This is a genomic window from Nocardia sp. No.11 (assembly GCF_038752175.1).
GTDB classification, from domain to species: domain Bacteria; phylum Actinomycetota; class Actinomycetes; order Mycobacteriales; family Mycobacteriaceae; genus Nocardia; species Nocardia canadensis.
In genome coordinates this window covers 15,203-29,120 of record NZ_JBCGFB010000079.1, presented here as the reverse complement: position 1 = coordinate 29,120, position 13,918 = coordinate 15,203, and the positions used below count along the sequence as shown (strand labels likewise).

Sequence of the window (13,918 nt, the reverse complement as noted above, 5' to 3'; positions counted from 1 at the left end):
GCCCCGGCGACGGCGACGCGGCTGCCCGTCGGCGTCGTGGTCGCCGGTGTCCCCGGCGGCGTCGGACTCGTCCTCGACCGGCTCGGCCTCGGCCTCGATCTCCTCGACCGGCTCCTCGGTCCGCTTGACGGTCCGCTCGGCGCGGCGGCGCTTACGCGCCTCCTCGGCGGCGGTGGCGTCCGGCGGCAGGAACAGCGGCGCGGTGAAGGCGGGCGCCTCGAAGCTGACCGGCTCGACCACCGCCGGTTCCTCGACCGGGCGGTGGGTGAACAGACCGGTGTGCGCGTCGTCGGCCATGGCGGCGAAGACTTCGTCGGTCCGCGCGACCTCGGGTGCCGAGAACATCGGCGCGGGCGCGGTGGTCGTGTCGGCCGGCTGCTCGGCGACGGGGGCGGTCGACGGCGGGGTCGCCGTCGCGGGGGTGGATGCCGGGGATTCGCCGGTATCGGCGTCAGCGGCGGCGATCGCGTCGCGCACGGTCTCGGCGACCGCGCGATCCACATTCGATTGGACGCTGCGCGCCTCGGCCCCCAGTTCGGCCAGTTTGGCCAGGATGCGTTTGCTGGTCACTCCCAACCGCTTGGCCAGTGCATGAACTCGAATTCGCTCCGGCAATTGATCGGCATCCTGTTGTGTTGTGTCCAGCGGCTCTGTATCGGCCACGAAGTCTCCTCGGGCCCCCGGGCGCGTCCATCCCCGGTACGGGAGTGACGCGGCCGACGCGGGGGCATCGTCCGTGCACCTCGTACCCGATGGTACGAGGGTCATCTGGTCTCGCCCCGCGTGTCCGGTCGCACCTCGATCGATCTTCTGGCGGGCCAACCGGTCACGCGGCGCCTGGCTGTGCGGCGTGACTCCGCGTTCCGAGCGCTCATCCAGCGTGCCTGCGCGGGCAACCCCAGCAACAGGGTCGTCCGTGGCAGCGATGATCGGCATCCAACCGCGGTGTCATCCGGTCATGTCCGTCACCGCCGTCGCGTACCTGCGCGACAGGCTGTCACCAACCGCCCTGTTCGAGCATCGGTGACGAACACATCCATAGTCAGTATCCCATACGGTTCGCGCGGGGATCGCCATCGGCGCAACTCCCGCGAACCTCGGCCGCTCGAGCTCGTCGCGTCCACACCGGACGCGACGAGCGAGTACAGCGCGTTCAGGCAGCATCCGAAACTGCCTGACCGGGCGCCCTGCGTGGTTACGCTGCGCTACCGCCTCCGGGCGCTGACCGTTCAGGCAGGGAATTCGGGGAACCAGAGCGCGATCTCGCGCTTGGCGGACTCGGGCGAGTCGGAACCGTGAACGAGGTTGAACTGGGTCTCCAGGCCGAAGTCGCCACGGATGGTGCCCGGGGTGGCCTTCTCGACCGGATCGGTGCCGCCGGCGAGCTGACGGAAGGCCGCGATCGCGCGCGGACCGGACAAGACGGCCGCGACGACGGGGCCCGAGGTGATGAACTCGATCAGCGAGCCGAAGAAGGGGCGCTCGGCGTGCTCGGCGTAGTGCTCCTCGGCGAGCTCGGTCGACACGTTCTTCAGCTCCAGCGCCTCGAGGGTCAGGCCCTTGCGCTCGATACGGGCCAGCACCTCGCCGACGAGGCCACGGGAGACGCCGTCCGGCTTGATGAGTACCAAAGTCTGCTCAGTCACGGCGTCACTCTAACCGGCGTCGCCGCCCGGAGCCGAACTCGTGTCAGTTCGGCCACCCATTCGTTGACTGGGCAGTAGCCCCGCGTCCATCCGGCGCTGCACGTCCGAGCGCAGCACGAGGATGAACGCCCACACCGCGACGAACACCAGCCCGATGATCCCGATCGACAGGTGGATGAACGTGCCCGCCAGCAGCAGCACCTGCAGGCCGAGGTTGAACGGGATCGCCCACGGCTTCCGCTGCACGCCCGCGCCGAGGATCATCAGCAGCGCGAGCGCCACCAGGTAGGTGCCGGAGAACCAGGTGACCCCGCCGCCGACGTCGGCGACCACCGGCAGCGCCAGCAGCACCACGATGGCCTCGAGGACCAGGGTGCCCGCCATCACCCCGCGCAGACCCTTCCACGGGTCGGTGGCCGGGGGTGGAACCTCACTCGTGCTGCTCATGCCGGAGCCTTTCCGAACAGGGCGCGCGCGGCGCCCGCGGTCACCACCGAGCCCGTGACGACAACGCCTGCGCCCGAGATCACGTCACCGTCGTCGCCGGCCTGCTCGGCCAGGGCGATCGCCGACTCCAGCGCGTCGGGCAAGGTCTCGGCGGTGATCACCCGCTCGTCGCCGAAGCGCTGCACGGCCAGGTCGGCGAGCGCGTCGACGTCCATCGCCCGTGGCGAACCGTTGCTGGTGACCACGATCTCGTCGAAGACCGGTTCCAGCGCGTCGAGGATGCCCGCCGCGTCCTTGTCCGCGAGCACGGCGACGACGCCGACCAGCTTGCGGAAGTCGAACTCGGTGGTGAGGGTGTTCGCCAGCGCCGTCGCCCCCGCCGGATTGTGCGCCGCGTCGACGAAGATGGTCGGCGCGTTGCGCATCCGCTCCATCCGGCCCGGGCTGGCCGCGCTCGCGAAGCCCGCGCGCACGGCCTCGATGTCGAGCTGCCGATCCGCGCCCGCGCCGAAGAACGCCTCCACCGCGGCCAGCGCGAGCGAGGCGTTGCGGGCCTGGTGCTCGCCGTGCAGCGGCAGGAAGATCTCGTCGTAGACGCCACCGAGCCCCTGCAGCGTCAGCAACTGGCCGCCGACCGCGACGGCCCGCTCCAGCACCCGGAACTCCGCGCCCTCGCGGGCGACCGCGGCGTCGGCCTCGACGGCGCGACGCAGCAGCACGTCCATCACCTCGGGCTCCTGCTCGGCGATCACCGCGACGGTGTCGACCGGGATCAGCGCCTCGGGGGCGCGCTTGATGATCCCGGCCTTCTCCCCCGCGATCGAGGCGAGGTCGGGGCCGAGGTACTCGGTGTGGTCCAGGCCGATCGGGGTGATCACCGCGACCTGCCCGTCGATCACATTGGTGGCGTCCCAGGTACCGCCCATGCCGGTCTCCACGACGGCCACGTCGACCGGCGCCTCGGCGAAGGCGGCGAAGGCCATGCCGGTGAGCACCTCGAACTTGCTCATCGCCGGGCCGCCGGCCGCCTCGGACTGCTGGTCGATCATCGCGATGTAGGGCTCGAGCTCGCGGAAGGTCTCCACGTACCGGGCGGGGCTGATCGGCGCGTTGTCGACGCTGATCCGCTCGGTCGCCAGTTGCAGGTGCGGGCTGGTGATCCGGCCGGTGCGCCGGTGCAGCGCGGTGAGCAGGGCGTCGATCATCCGGGTCACCGAGGTCTTGCCGTTGGTGCCCGCGACGTGGATCGCCGGATAGTTGCGCTGCGGGTTGCCCAGCAGATCCATCAGCGTGCTGATCCTGGTCAGCGACGGCTCGATCTTGGTCTCGGGCCAGCGCTTGTCCAGCTCGGCCTCGACCAGCGCCATCTCGGCCAGGTCGACGGGCGACGGTCCGGCGCCGAGCGGAGCCCGGCGGTGGTCGTCGGCCTCGTACTGCGGCTCCGGCTCGTCGTTCACTTGCCGCTCAGCTCCGCCAGCCGGGCACCGATGCGCGCGACTTCGGCCGCGGCCACATCCCGACGCCCGGTGATCTTGTCGACGACCTGCTGCGGCGCCTTGGCCAGGAATGCCTCGTTGCCGAGCTTGGCCGTGGTGGTGTCGAGGTCCTTCTGCGCGACCGCGAGGTCCTTCTCCAGCCTGCGGCGTTCGGCGTCGAGGTCGATCGCGCCGGAGGTGTCGAGCTGCACGGTGACCGTCGCGCCGGACAGGCGGACCTGCACCTCGGCGGTGGTGGCGAAATCGTCACCGGGCTCGGTCAGCCGGGCCAGGTTGGCCACCGAGCCGGTGAACTCGCCGAGCCCGGCCTCGGCGAGGCCCACCAGCGTGGCCTTCACCTTCTGCTTGTCGGCCAGGCCCTGGTCGCTGCGGAAGCGGCGGATCTCGGTGATCAGGCGCTGCGCGTCGGCGACCCGCTGCGCGGCCACGGTGTCGGTGGCCACGCCGCCGGCAGTCGGCCACGGGGCGACGACCACCGATTCGCCGCCGGTCAGCGCCTTCCACAGGGTCTCGGTGACGAACGGGATCACCGGGTGCAGCAGGCGCAGCACCGCGTCGAGCACCGTGCCGAGCACCACCGCGGTGCTCTCGGCGCGGGCGTCGGACTCGGCGAACTGGACCTTGGACAGTTCCAGGTACCAGTCGCACAGCTCGTCCCAGGCGAAGTGGTACAGCGCCTCGCAGGCCTTGCCGAACTCGTAGGCGTCGAAGGCGGCGTCCACTTCGGCGCGCACCTCGTCGAGCCGGTCGACGATCCAGCGGTCGGTGTCGGTCAGCGTCTCGCGCGGCGGCAGCTCACCCGAGCGAGCGCCGTTCATCAGCGCGAACTTGGTGGCGTTGAACAGCTTGGTGACGAAGCTGCGCGAGGCCAGCGCGTGCGGTTCGCCGACCGAGAGATCACCGCCCGGCTGGGCGCCACGGGCCAGGGTGAAGCGCAACGCGTCGGCGCCGTAGGAGTTGATCCAGTCCAGCGGGTCGATGCCGTTGCCGCGCGACTTCGACATCTTCTTGCCGTGCTGGTCGCGGATCAGGCCGTGCAGGAAGACGTCCTCGAACGGCACCTGCTTCTGCCCGCCCTTGCCGACGGTGAGCGCCGGGTCGTCGCTGACGAACATGCCGAACATCATCATCCGGGCCACCCAGAAGAACAGGATGTCGTAACCGGTGACGAGCACGCTGGTCGGATAGAACTTCGCCAGCTCCGGGGTGGCCTCGGGCCAGCCCATCGTGGAGAACGGCCACAGGCCCGAGGAGAACCACGTGTCGAGCACGTCGGGGTCCTGCACCCAGCCCTCGGGCGCTTCCTCATCGGGTCCGAGGCAGACGATCTCGCCTTCGGGGCCGTACCAGATCGGAATGCGATGGCCCCACCACAGCTGCCGCGAGATGCACCAGTCGTGCATGTTGTCGACCCAATCGAACCAGCGCGGTTCCTGGCTGGCGGGGTGGATCTTCACGTCCCCGTCGCGGACGGCGTCGCCCGCGGCCTTGGCCAGCGACTCGACCTTGACCCACCACTGCATGGACAGGCGCGGCTCGATCGGCTCGCCGGAACGCTCGGAGTGGCCGACGCTGTGCACGTAGGGCCGCTTCTCGGCGACCACGCGCCCCTCGGCGGCCAGGCGCTCGCGCACCTTCACGCGGGCCTCGAAGCGGTCCATGCCGTCGAATTCGGTTCCGGTGCCGGTGATCCGGCCGCCCTCGTCCATGATCGTCGGCATCGGCAGGTTGTGCCGCAGGCCCATCTCGAAGTCGTTGGGGTCGTGCGCGGGGGTGATCTTCACCGCGCCGGTGCCGAACTCCGGGTCGACGTAGTCGTCGGCGATGATCGGGATCTGGCTGCCGGTGATCGGGTGGTAGACGGTGGTGCCGATCATCGCGGCGTAGCGCGGATCGTCGGGGTGCACGGCCACGGCGGTGTCACCGAGCATCGTCTCGACCCGGGTGGTGGCCACCACGACGTGCGGTTCGTTGTCGTCGAGCGAGCCGTAGCGCAGCGAGACGAGCTCGCCCTCGACGTCCTTGTAGTCCACCTCGAGATCGGAGATGCCGGTCTTCAGCACCGGCGACCAGTTCACCAGGCGCTCGGCCCGGTAGATCAGCCCCGCGTCATACATGCGCTTGAAGATGGTGCGGACGGCGCGCGAAAGGCCCTCGTCCATGGTGAACCGGTCGCGGCTCCAGTCGACGCCGTCGCCGAGCGCGCGCATCTGCCACTGGATCGCGCCGCCGGACTCGCGCTTCCAGTCCCACACCTTGTCGATGAACAGCTCGCGGCCGAAGTCCTCTTTGGTCTTGCCGTCGGCGGCGAGCTGCTTCTCCACCACGGTCTGGGTCGCGATGCCCGCGTGGTCCATGCCGGGCAGCCACAGCACCTCGTAGCCCTGCATCCGCTTGCGGCGGGTGAGGGTGTCCATGAGGGTGTGGTCGAGGGCGTGGCCCATGTGCAGGGTGCCGGTGACGTTCGGCGGTGGCAGCACGATCGAGTAGGCGGGCTTGCCGCTGGTCGCGTCGGCGCCGAAGTATCCGGCGGCTACCCAGCCCTCGTACAGGTCGGCCTCTACCTCGCCGGGGTTCCAGCTCTTGGGCAGGGCATCGGCACGATTACGCGAGTTGTCTGGGGCTGCGCTGGTCACCCACCAATCCTAAGGGGCCCCGGCAAAGCTATTGACGCCCCCCGCCACAGCGCGGCACCGCCGAAAAAACAGAGACGGAATCTTCGGTGGATGAGGGACACCGAAGACTCCGTCTACCCCTGTGATACTACCGGCGATTCGGCGTGGCCAGGGGAATCCATAGGCAATTCTCAGTTTCTGGTTGCCGCGCGAGTAACTCTTGTTCCCAGGACCCAACGACACGCGGAAGTCGTTGTGAGCCAAGCTGCTTTGGCGAAGATCGGGGAAATCCCCGATTGCCGAATTGTCCGTTTTACCGGAGTCTGGAGAGGGTGACGCCCCCGCTCGATTCCGCCGCATCTCCCCCGCCCCGCGCCGCGCGCATCCGGACCGTCCGTCCGACCGCGCTGCTCGACCTCCGCGCGGGCGAGGTCGACGAGCTCCAGTACCCCGCTGCCAGCGTCTTGGTCTTCGCCGGTGTGCCCGGCGCGGGCAAATCCACTGCGCTACACCGGTTCTTCGCCGCCGGACCAGAGGCCGAGCAGCCGGTGCGCGCAGCCTCGGGCGCGCTGGTGCTCGATTCCCAGCACACCCGCAACCGGCTCCGGCACCGGCTCGGCCTGCTGCCCTACCCGCTGTGGCGGCCGCTGGTGCACCTCGCGCACTACCGCGCCATCCGCCGCGCGCTGCGCACCGCCGACGGGCCGGTGGCCATCCACGACTGTGCCACCTTCGGCTGGAGCCGCAGGCTGATCGCGCGCTGGGCCCGCGAGGAGCACCGGGAACTGCACATGGTGCTGATCGATGTGCCCGCGACGCAGGCCAGACACGGGCAGATCACCCGGGGCAGACGGGTCAACGGGGTGGCGTTCACCGCGCACTGCCGCCGATGGGAGCAGCTGATGAGCGCCCTCGGCGCGCGCGGCGACGGCCCGCTCCGCCCGGTCTCGGAACCGCTGGAGTCGGCGTCGGTGGTGATCGTCGACCGCCCGGCCCTCAGCGCGGTCACCCGCGTCACCTTCGACGCCGCCTGAGCCGCCATCCGCCGCCTGTGCCGAGTTGCCGGCCGTCGCCCTGGCGCGCGTCGAGCACCGGTGCGAACAACCCGACCACCCGCGGCCCGGCACGCGCGACGGCGCAGCCCGACCGCGGGTGCGCGGCAGACCACGCTGTCAGCACGCGTCCGGGGCAGCAGGGCGGGCCGCGCCTGCCTAGGGAACCAGGACCGTCAGCGCGCCCGGCATCGCCTGCACGGTGACCGGCAGCATCCCAGCCGGCTCACCGTCGGCCGTGGCGTAGCCGCCGTCGGCGCTGACGGTGATCCGGCGCGCGCGGTAGCGCTTGGTCGACGGATGATCGATGCGCTTGCCCGCCGACAGCGCGGGTAGCAGCCGCGCCATCTCGAGCCGGGAGACGGCGCCGACCACCGTGATGTCGAGGTAGCCGTCGTCGGCGAGTGCGTCCGGGCACACCAGCATGCCGCCGCCGTAGGTGCGGGTGTTGCCGATCGGGGCCATCACCGCATCGGTGTGCACGACCGCGTGCTCGCCCTCGGGATTGTCGAGCGCGCCGGGCGCCAGCCCCGACAGCTCGATCGTGAACGGCAGCGTGTAGCCGCGCATCAGCTCGGCCACCGCGGCCACGGTGTAGCGCAGCGGGCCGCGCGGGTAGCGCATCTTGTTGGCGCGCAGGGTGACCCGTGCGTCGAATCCGGTGCCGACGACGGTGGCGAACCAGGTGGGCGTCGCGTACGTCGACTCGATCCGGCCGAGGTCGAGGTGTCGGACCCGGCCGCGCAGCACGATGTCGATGGCCGCCGCCGGATCACCGGTGGGGATACCGAGTTCCCTGGCCAGGTCGTTGCCGGTGCCCGCCGGCACCAGACCCAGTGGCACCGTACTGTGCGCGACCGCGGCCAGCAGCACATTCATCAGCCCGTCGCCGCCGACGCAGATCACCGCGTCGGGCCTGCGCAGCTCGCTGGTGACGGCCGCTCTGACCTGCTCGACCGATTCGGCCGCGCTGGGCGCCCGCACCTCGGCCACCTCGACGCCCTGGGTCAGCAACCGCTCCAGCACCGCCTCGGCGACGCCGTCGCCCCGCCCCGCCCCCGAGTACGGGTTCGTGACGACGAGGACCCGCCGCACCGTGAGTTCGCTCACGACTCCACCTCTCGCGAACGCGCGCTGCGCCTACGGTTCACTCGCCAAAGCTCCCTCACGGCACCAGCTTCCCAGGATTGAGCACCCCGGCGGGGTCGAGTTCGCGTTTCACCGCGCGCAGCACGCGAACGCCGAGCTCACCGACCTCGGACTGCATCCACGGACGGTGATCGGCGCCGACGGCGTGGTGGTGGGTGATGGTGCCGCCCGCGGCGATGATCGCGTCACCGACCGCCGACTTGGCGATCCGCCACTGCGCGATCGGGTCGTCGAGCTGCTTGGCGACGATGGTGAAGTACAGCGAGGCGCCGGTCGGGTAGGTGTGCGAGATGTGGCACATCACCAGGGCGGGGGTGCCCTGCGCGCCGAGCGAGTCCATCAGCGCGCCGGTCACCTTGGTCTTCAGGTTCGACAGGTTGGCCCAGGTGGTCGCGGTCTCCAGGGTCTCGCACAGCACGCCGACGTCGAGCAGCGCGTCGCGCAGGTACGGCGCGGCGAAGCGGCCGTGCTCCCACTGCTGGGCGGGCGCCTCGCCGAGCGCGGTGCCCCCGGCGGCGGCGAGCAGTCCGCTCGCCTCCAGCGCACGAGCCGCGACATGCGCTTCGGTGCCCTCGTAGGTGGTGATGGCCAGGCAGCCCGCGACGGACGCGCCGCCGACGTCACCGGAGCGGGCCAGGTTCAGCCCCGTCTCGGCCTCGTCGGACAGCCGCAGCACGGTCGGCGCGGCGCCGGTCTGCACCAGGGCGCGCAGCGCGGCCGCGCCGGTGGCGAAGTCGGGGAACGACCAGGCCTGATAGGCCGTGGTCTCGGGCACCGGGTGCACGCGCAGCGTGACCGAGGTGATGATGCCGAGGGTGCCCTCGGAGCCGACGAACAGCTCCCGCAGATCCGGCCCGGCCGCCGACGCGGGCGCGCGCCCGAGCTCGACGGTGCCCTGCGGGGTGGCGACGACAAGGCGCTCGACCATGTCGTCGAAGCGGCCGTAGCCCGCCGACGCCTGACCGGACGACCTGGTCGCGGCGAACCCGCCGATGGTGGCGAATTCGAAGCTCTGCGGGAAATGCCCCAGCGACAGTCCGTGCGCGCTCAGCAGCTTCTCGGCCTGCGGGCCGGTGACGCCGGCGCCGAGGGTCGCGAGCCCGCTGACCGGGTCGACGCCGGTGAGGGTGTCGAGCCTGCGCAGATCCAGCGCGATGACGGTGGCGAACTGCCCGCGGACCGGGTCGACGCCGCCGACCACGCTGGTGCCGCCACCGAAGGGAACGACCGCGACGCCGTGCTCGGAGCAGTAGGCCAGCAGCGCGAGGACCTGCGCGTGATCGGCGGGGAAGACGATCGCGTCCGGCGCGTCCTGGGGTTCGGTGGCCCGGCGACGGAGCAGGTCGGGGGTGCTCTTGCCGCCGGCGTGACGCAGCCGGACGACATTCTCGGTGCTGAGATTTTCGTCACCGACGATGGCGGCGATCCCGGCCCGTTCGATGTCGGTGAGGGTGGTGGGGCGCAGCGGCACGTCGCCCTCGTCGCGACGCGCCACCGGCTCGCCCGAGATGCCGAAAACCTGCGCGAGCAGGCCACGGATCTGCGCCGACAGGGGCTGGTGTCCAGCGGGGACACCCCAGGCGTCCCACACCATACGCGGCGGCAGGGTGGCGGCACCGGGATTTTCGGGTTGCGTCTCGACCATGCGTTACATTCTGACATATAGTGTCAAGCAGTAACCAGTACGATATGTCCTCGAGTCGACATCCGATCGCTGTCGGATGTCACTGCCCCGCCTTCACGACACCGACCCCGCTGGTCCGCTCGATACCCTTGGGCGTTCCAGCTCGACCACGGCGCCGCTTCCGGCGCCGCCGAACACACCGGGGTGAAGCACGATGATCGACATCGCGACCAACGCGGACGAGCAACTCTCGCCCACCGACGTGGCGATCCTCGATGCCACGCGCGCCTGCGTCGTCGATTTCGGTGTCCGTCGCACCACGCTCACCGAGGTGGCGCGCCGCGCCGGGGTGAGCAGGCCGACGGTGTACCGGCGCTGGCCCGACACCGGGTCGCTGATCGCCGAGCTCCTGGTCCGTGAGTTACGCACGATCGTCGGCGAGACCATGCCCGAGATCGGCCTCGGCCGGGATCGGCTGGTGCGCGGCATCGTCGCCGGTGCGGCCGCGATCCGGGCGAACGCGGTGTTCGCCAAGATCTTCCGGACCGACACCGACCTCATGCTCACCTATGTGTTCGGCAGGCTGGGGCGCAACCAGCGCACGCTGATCGAGCTGTTCGCGACCGCGATCCGGCTCGGCCACGACGACGGCTCGATCCGGGCCGGCGACGCCGAGCAGATGGCGACCATGCTGCTGCTCATCACCCAGTCCGCGGTGCAGTCCGCGGGCACGGTGGAACCGCTGCTGGCCGGTGCGCAGTTCGACGCGGAGCTGTCGAGGGCGATCGAGGGTTACCTGCTCCCTCCTCGCGACAAGGACTGTGATGACTCCTGATTCGACGGCCGCTCTGCACGCGACCCGCCGCACCGCCGACCTGACCGCGCTCGGCGATCGACCCGAGGTCGACGTGCTGGTGATCGGCGGCGGCGTCACCGGCGCCGGCGTCGCCCTCGACGCCGCCTCCCGCGGACTGCGCACGCTGCTGGTCGAGCGCACCGACTTCGCGTTCGGCACCAGCCGCTGGAGTTCGAAGCTGGTGCACGGCGGCCTGCGCTACCTGGCGAGCGGGCGGGTCGGCATCGCGCACGAGAGCGCGGTCGAGCGCGGTGTCATGCTGCGTACCACCGCCCCGCACCTGGTGCGCCCGCTCCCCCAGCTGGTGCCGCTGCTGCCCGGCATCACGTTCTCCCAGAGTGCGCTCATCCGCGCGGGTTTCGCCGCCGGTGACGCGCTGCGCGTCGCCGCCCACACCTCCGCCGCCACCCTGCCCCGCTCCCGCCGCGTCGCCGCCGCCGAGGCACTGCGACTGGCCCCGACCGTGCGCCGCGAGGGACTGCGTGGCGGGCTGCAGGCGTGGGACGGCCAGCTCGTCGACGACGCGCGACTGGTCGTCGCCCTGGCCCGCACCGCGGCCGCCCACGGCGCGACCGTGCTCACCCGGCTGGAAGCCGTGACCGCGACCGGGGATTCAGTCCGGCTGCGCGACACGATCACCGGCGAGACGCTCACCGTGCGGGCCCGCGCGGTGATCAACGCGACCGGGGTGTGGGCGGGCGAGGTCGACCACAGCATCAAACTGCGGCCCAGCCGCGGCACCCACCTGGTGTTCGACGCCGCCGTGTTCGGCGGCCTGAGCGCCGCGCTGACGGTGCCGGTCCCGGGCAGCATCAGCCGTTTCGTCTTCGCGCTGCCCGCCGCGCACGGGCGCGTCTACCTGGGCCTCACCGACGAGGAGGCGCCCGGCCCGATCCCCGACGAGCCGCAGCCCACCGAGTCCGAGATCGACTTCCTGCTCGACACCATCAACACCGCGCTGCGGGAACCGTTGACCCGCGCCGACATCCGTGGCCGCTTCGCCGGGCTGCGCCCGCTGCTCGAGACCGCCGACGACAGCACCGCCGACATCTCCCGCGAGCACGCGGTCCTCACCTCCCCCGACGGCCTGATCACCGTCGTCGGCGGCAAGCTCACCACCTACCGGCAGATGGCGCAGGACGCCGTCGACGCCGCCGTCGCCCGTGCCGGGCTGGCCGCGTCACCGTGCCGCACCACCGGGCTCCCGCTGGTCGGCGCGGTCGCGGGCGCGGCCCGCGACCGCATCGACGCGCCCCCGGTCCTCATCGAGCGCTACGGCAGCGAGGCGAGCCGCATCGTCTCGGCCTGGCTGTCCGACCCGTCGCTGCGCGCACCGGTCGCGCCCGGAATNGGTCGCGGGCGCGGCCCGCGACCGCATCGACGCGCCCCCGGTCCTCATCGAGCGCTACGGCAGCGAGGCGAGCCGCATCGTCTCGGCCTGGCTGTCCGACCCGTCGCTGCGCGCACCGGTCGCGCCCGGAATCGACGTCACCGCCGCCGAATTCGACTTCGCCATCAGCCACGAGGGCGCGCTCACCGTCGACGACCTGCTCGACCGCCGCACCCGCATCGGCCTGGTCCCCGACGACCGTGCCGCCGCGACCCCGGCAGCGGAAGCCGCTTTCGCCAGGGCCGTCGTCGGCAGCTGACCGCGACACCCTGCGCTGCTTCGCGCGGCGGTCCGGGCGAGCGTCAGCCGTAGGTCCAGGTGGCCAGGTCGGCGCGCATGCAGGCGCGGGGCCATTCGTCGAGGCCGTGGGCGATCTCGGCGGCGCGGATGGCTCGTAGCTCCGGGGTCTCGTCGGCGGGCGGGATGTAGGAGAAGCCGAGCCGCTCGTAGTACGGGCCGTTCCACGGGACGTGGGTGAACGTGGTGAGGGTGATCTCGTGCAGCCCACGGTCTTTCGCCCAGCGGACGGCGTGGTCGATCAGGCGTTTGCCGATGCGCAGCCCGGCGTGGGCCGGGTCCACCGAGACCTGGTCCACGTGCGGCTCGCCGTCGACCATGCCGAGCACCAGGTAGCCGATGGCGCGGCCGGTCTCGTCGGGCCAGACCCAGGCGCGTCCGGCGGTGATGTATTCGCGCAGGGTGTCGGCGTGCGGCGGGTCGTCGTCGGCGACCGCGGTCATGCCCACCGCGGCGAACGGGGCGCCCGCGCGCCGCTCGATCTCCTGCAGCACCGGGATCTCGGCCTCGGTCGCGGGCCGGATGGGTCCGCCGCCCGCCTGCGCTCGCGCGGCGATCCCCGGCTGGTCGACGCCGGTCATCGCGCGTCCACCGGGGTGGCGAGGATGCCGTTGAGCATGGCGCGCAAGGCCCACCGGCCACGGGCGTCGCCGTCACCGGCGAGCATCTGCTCGCGCAGCGCGACGATGGTCGGGTAGCGCTCGGCGGGCAGCTCGGCGAAGCGCCTGCCGATCTCGGCGAGGTACTCCGATTCGGTGCCGCCCTGGGTGTTGTAGGCCGCCTGCTCGGCGGCCTCGGCGGTGATGTGCAGGTGGATCAGGTCCACGGCCCAGGTGGCGGTCGCCGGATCGAGGCCGCCTTCGCGCAGCAGGGCGAGCAGCTGTTCGATCAGACCGAGCGCGTGCTCGGTGGTGGGGATCCGGCCGAACGCGACCAGCGCCAGCCCCTCGTGCCTGCCGAGCACCTCGACGGCGGACGCGACGACGGCGGTCAGGCGCTGCCGCCAGTCGCCCTCGGTGGGCGTGGTCACGGTGGACAGGACGTGGTCGAGCATGCCGGTCATCAGGTCGTCGCGATTGGCGACGTAGACGTAGAGCGAGGCGGCGCCGGTGTCGAGCTCCTGGGCGACCCGGCGCATGGTGAGCGCGGCCAGGCCGTCGGTGTCGAGGATGCGCAAACCGGTCTCGATGACGACCTCACGGCTCAACGGAGCTTTCGCCGGTCGGGCCCGGCGGCTGACGGGTGCGGCATTCATGCGCCGATCATACGCGGGCCACGAACGACGTTTGACACGAACATTGTTCGTAATCGCGCACCGTTGGCCGCCCAGACGGCTTCGACAGCCT

The 13,918-nt window shown here is 71.4% G+C and carries 12 protein-coding genes and 1 pseudogene; 4 read left to right on the top strand and 9 right to left on the bottom strand.

Annotated elements, in window-relative coordinates:
• The 5 genes from V8688_RS21725 to V8688_RS21705 all read right to left on the bottom strand — a co-directional run.
• The coding region (locus V8688_RS21725) for a translation initiation factor IF-2 N-terminal domain-containing protein (protein ID WP_342801574.1) at positions 1-663 on the bottom strand (663 nt) is incomplete at its 3' end.
• Positions 664-1,229: 566 nt separating this feature from the next.
• The gene (gene ndk, locus V8688_RS21720) at positions 1,230-1,646 is read right to left on the bottom strand and encodes a nucleoside-diphosphate kinase (RefSeq protein ID WP_218721467.1); all 417 of its coding nucleotides are present in this window, start codon (positions 1,644-1,646) and stop codon (positions 1,230-1,232) included.
• 9 nt (positions 1,647-1,655) lie between these two features.
• Positions 1,656-2,093 carry a DUF4233 domain-containing protein gene (locus V8688_RS21715; protein ID WP_218721468.1) on the bottom strand — a complete coding sequence of 146 codons (438 nt, stop codon included), beginning with the start codon at positions 2,091-2,093 and terminating at the stop codon, positions 1,656-1,658.
• Positions 2,090-3,460, bottom strand: a complete 1,371-nt coding sequence (locus V8688_RS21710) for a folylpolyglutamate synthase/dihydrofolate synthase family protein (RefSeq protein ID WP_218721558.1) — start codon at positions 3,458-3,460, stop codon at positions 2,090-2,092. The genes V8688_RS21715 and V8688_RS21710 overlap by 4 nt, the downstream gene beginning before the upstream one ends.
• 86 nt (positions 3,461-3,546) lie before the next feature.
• The gene (locus V8688_RS21705) at positions 3,547-6,225 is read right to left on the bottom strand and encodes a valine--tRNA ligase (RefSeq protein WP_218721469.1); all 2,679 of its coding nucleotides are present in this window, start codon (positions 6,223-6,225) and stop codon (positions 3,547-3,549) included.
• 311 nt (positions 6,226-6,536) lie between these two features.
• Here V8688_RS21705 and V8688_RS21700 point away from each other — a divergent pair, with 311 nt between their 5' ends.
• Entirely contained in the window at positions 6,537-7,238 is a 702-nt protein-coding gene (locus V8688_RS21700; RefSeq protein WP_308248662.1) for an AAA family ATPase, read from the top strand.
• 177 nt (positions 7,239-7,415) lie between these two features.
• Here the strand turns inward: V8688_RS21700 and V8688_RS21695 are convergent, their stop codons facing one another.
• Together V8688_RS21695 and V8688_RS21690 are read right to left on the bottom strand one after the other, a co-directional pair.
• Complete coding sequence (locus tag V8688_RS21695; RefSeq protein ID WP_342801573.1) at positions 7,416-8,366, bottom strand: YegS/Rv2252/BmrU family lipid kinase; 951 nt, start codon at positions 8,364-8,366, stop codon at positions 7,416-7,418.
• A 55-nt stretch (positions 8,367-8,421) separates the two neighbouring features.
• The gene (locus V8688_RS21690; RefSeq protein ID WP_342801572.1) at positions 8,422-10,050 is read right to left on the bottom strand and encodes an FAD-binding oxidoreductase; all 1,629 of its coding nucleotides are present in this window, start codon (positions 10,048-10,050) and stop codon (positions 8,422-8,424) included.
• A 193-nt stretch (positions 10,051-10,243) separates the two neighbouring features.
• On the opposite strand from V8688_RS21690, the gene V8688_RS21685 reads away from it, so the two are divergent.
• The 3 genes and pseudogenes from V8688_RS21685 to V8688_RS21675 all read left to right on the top strand — a co-directional run bounded on the left by V8688_RS21685 (position 10,244) and on the right by V8688_RS21675 (position 12,534).
• Positions 10,244-10,864 (top strand): helix-turn-helix domain-containing protein, encoded by a 621-nt coding sequence (locus V8688_RS21685; RefSeq protein WP_316573868.1) that lies wholly within the window; start codon positions 10,244-10,246, stop codon positions 10,862-10,864.
• A pseudogene (locus V8688_RS21680) lies at positions 10,854-12,233 on the top strand (glycerol-3-phosphate dehydrogenase/oxidase); the annotation flags it as partial. The gene V8688_RS21685 and the pseudogene V8688_RS21680, both read left to right, overlap by 11 nt.
• Positions 12,234-12,261: 28 nt before the next feature.
• Complete coding sequence (locus tag V8688_RS21675) at positions 12,262-12,534, top strand: glycerol-3-phosphate dehydrogenase C-terminal domain-containing protein (RefSeq protein WP_342801575.1); 273 nt, start codon at positions 12,262-12,264, stop codon at positions 12,532-12,534.
• Positions 12,535-12,577: 43 nt separating this feature from the next.
• Here V8688_RS21675 and V8688_RS21670 read toward each other — a convergent pair whose 3' ends face one another.
• Positions 12,578-13,153 (bottom strand): GNAT family N-acetyltransferase, encoded by a 576-nt coding sequence (locus V8688_RS21670; RefSeq protein ID WP_218721473.1) that lies wholly within the window; start codon positions 13,151-13,153, stop codon positions 12,578-12,580.
• The gene (locus V8688_RS21665; RefSeq protein ID WP_218721474.1) at positions 13,150-13,827 is read right to left on the bottom strand and encodes a TetR/AcrR family transcriptional regulator C-terminal domain-containing protein; all 678 of its coding nucleotides are present in this window, start codon (positions 13,825-13,827) and stop codon (positions 13,150-13,152) included. The genes V8688_RS21670 and V8688_RS21665 overlap by 4 nt, the downstream gene beginning before the upstream one ends.
• Between the last annotated feature and the right edge of the window lie 91 nt (positions 13,828-13,918).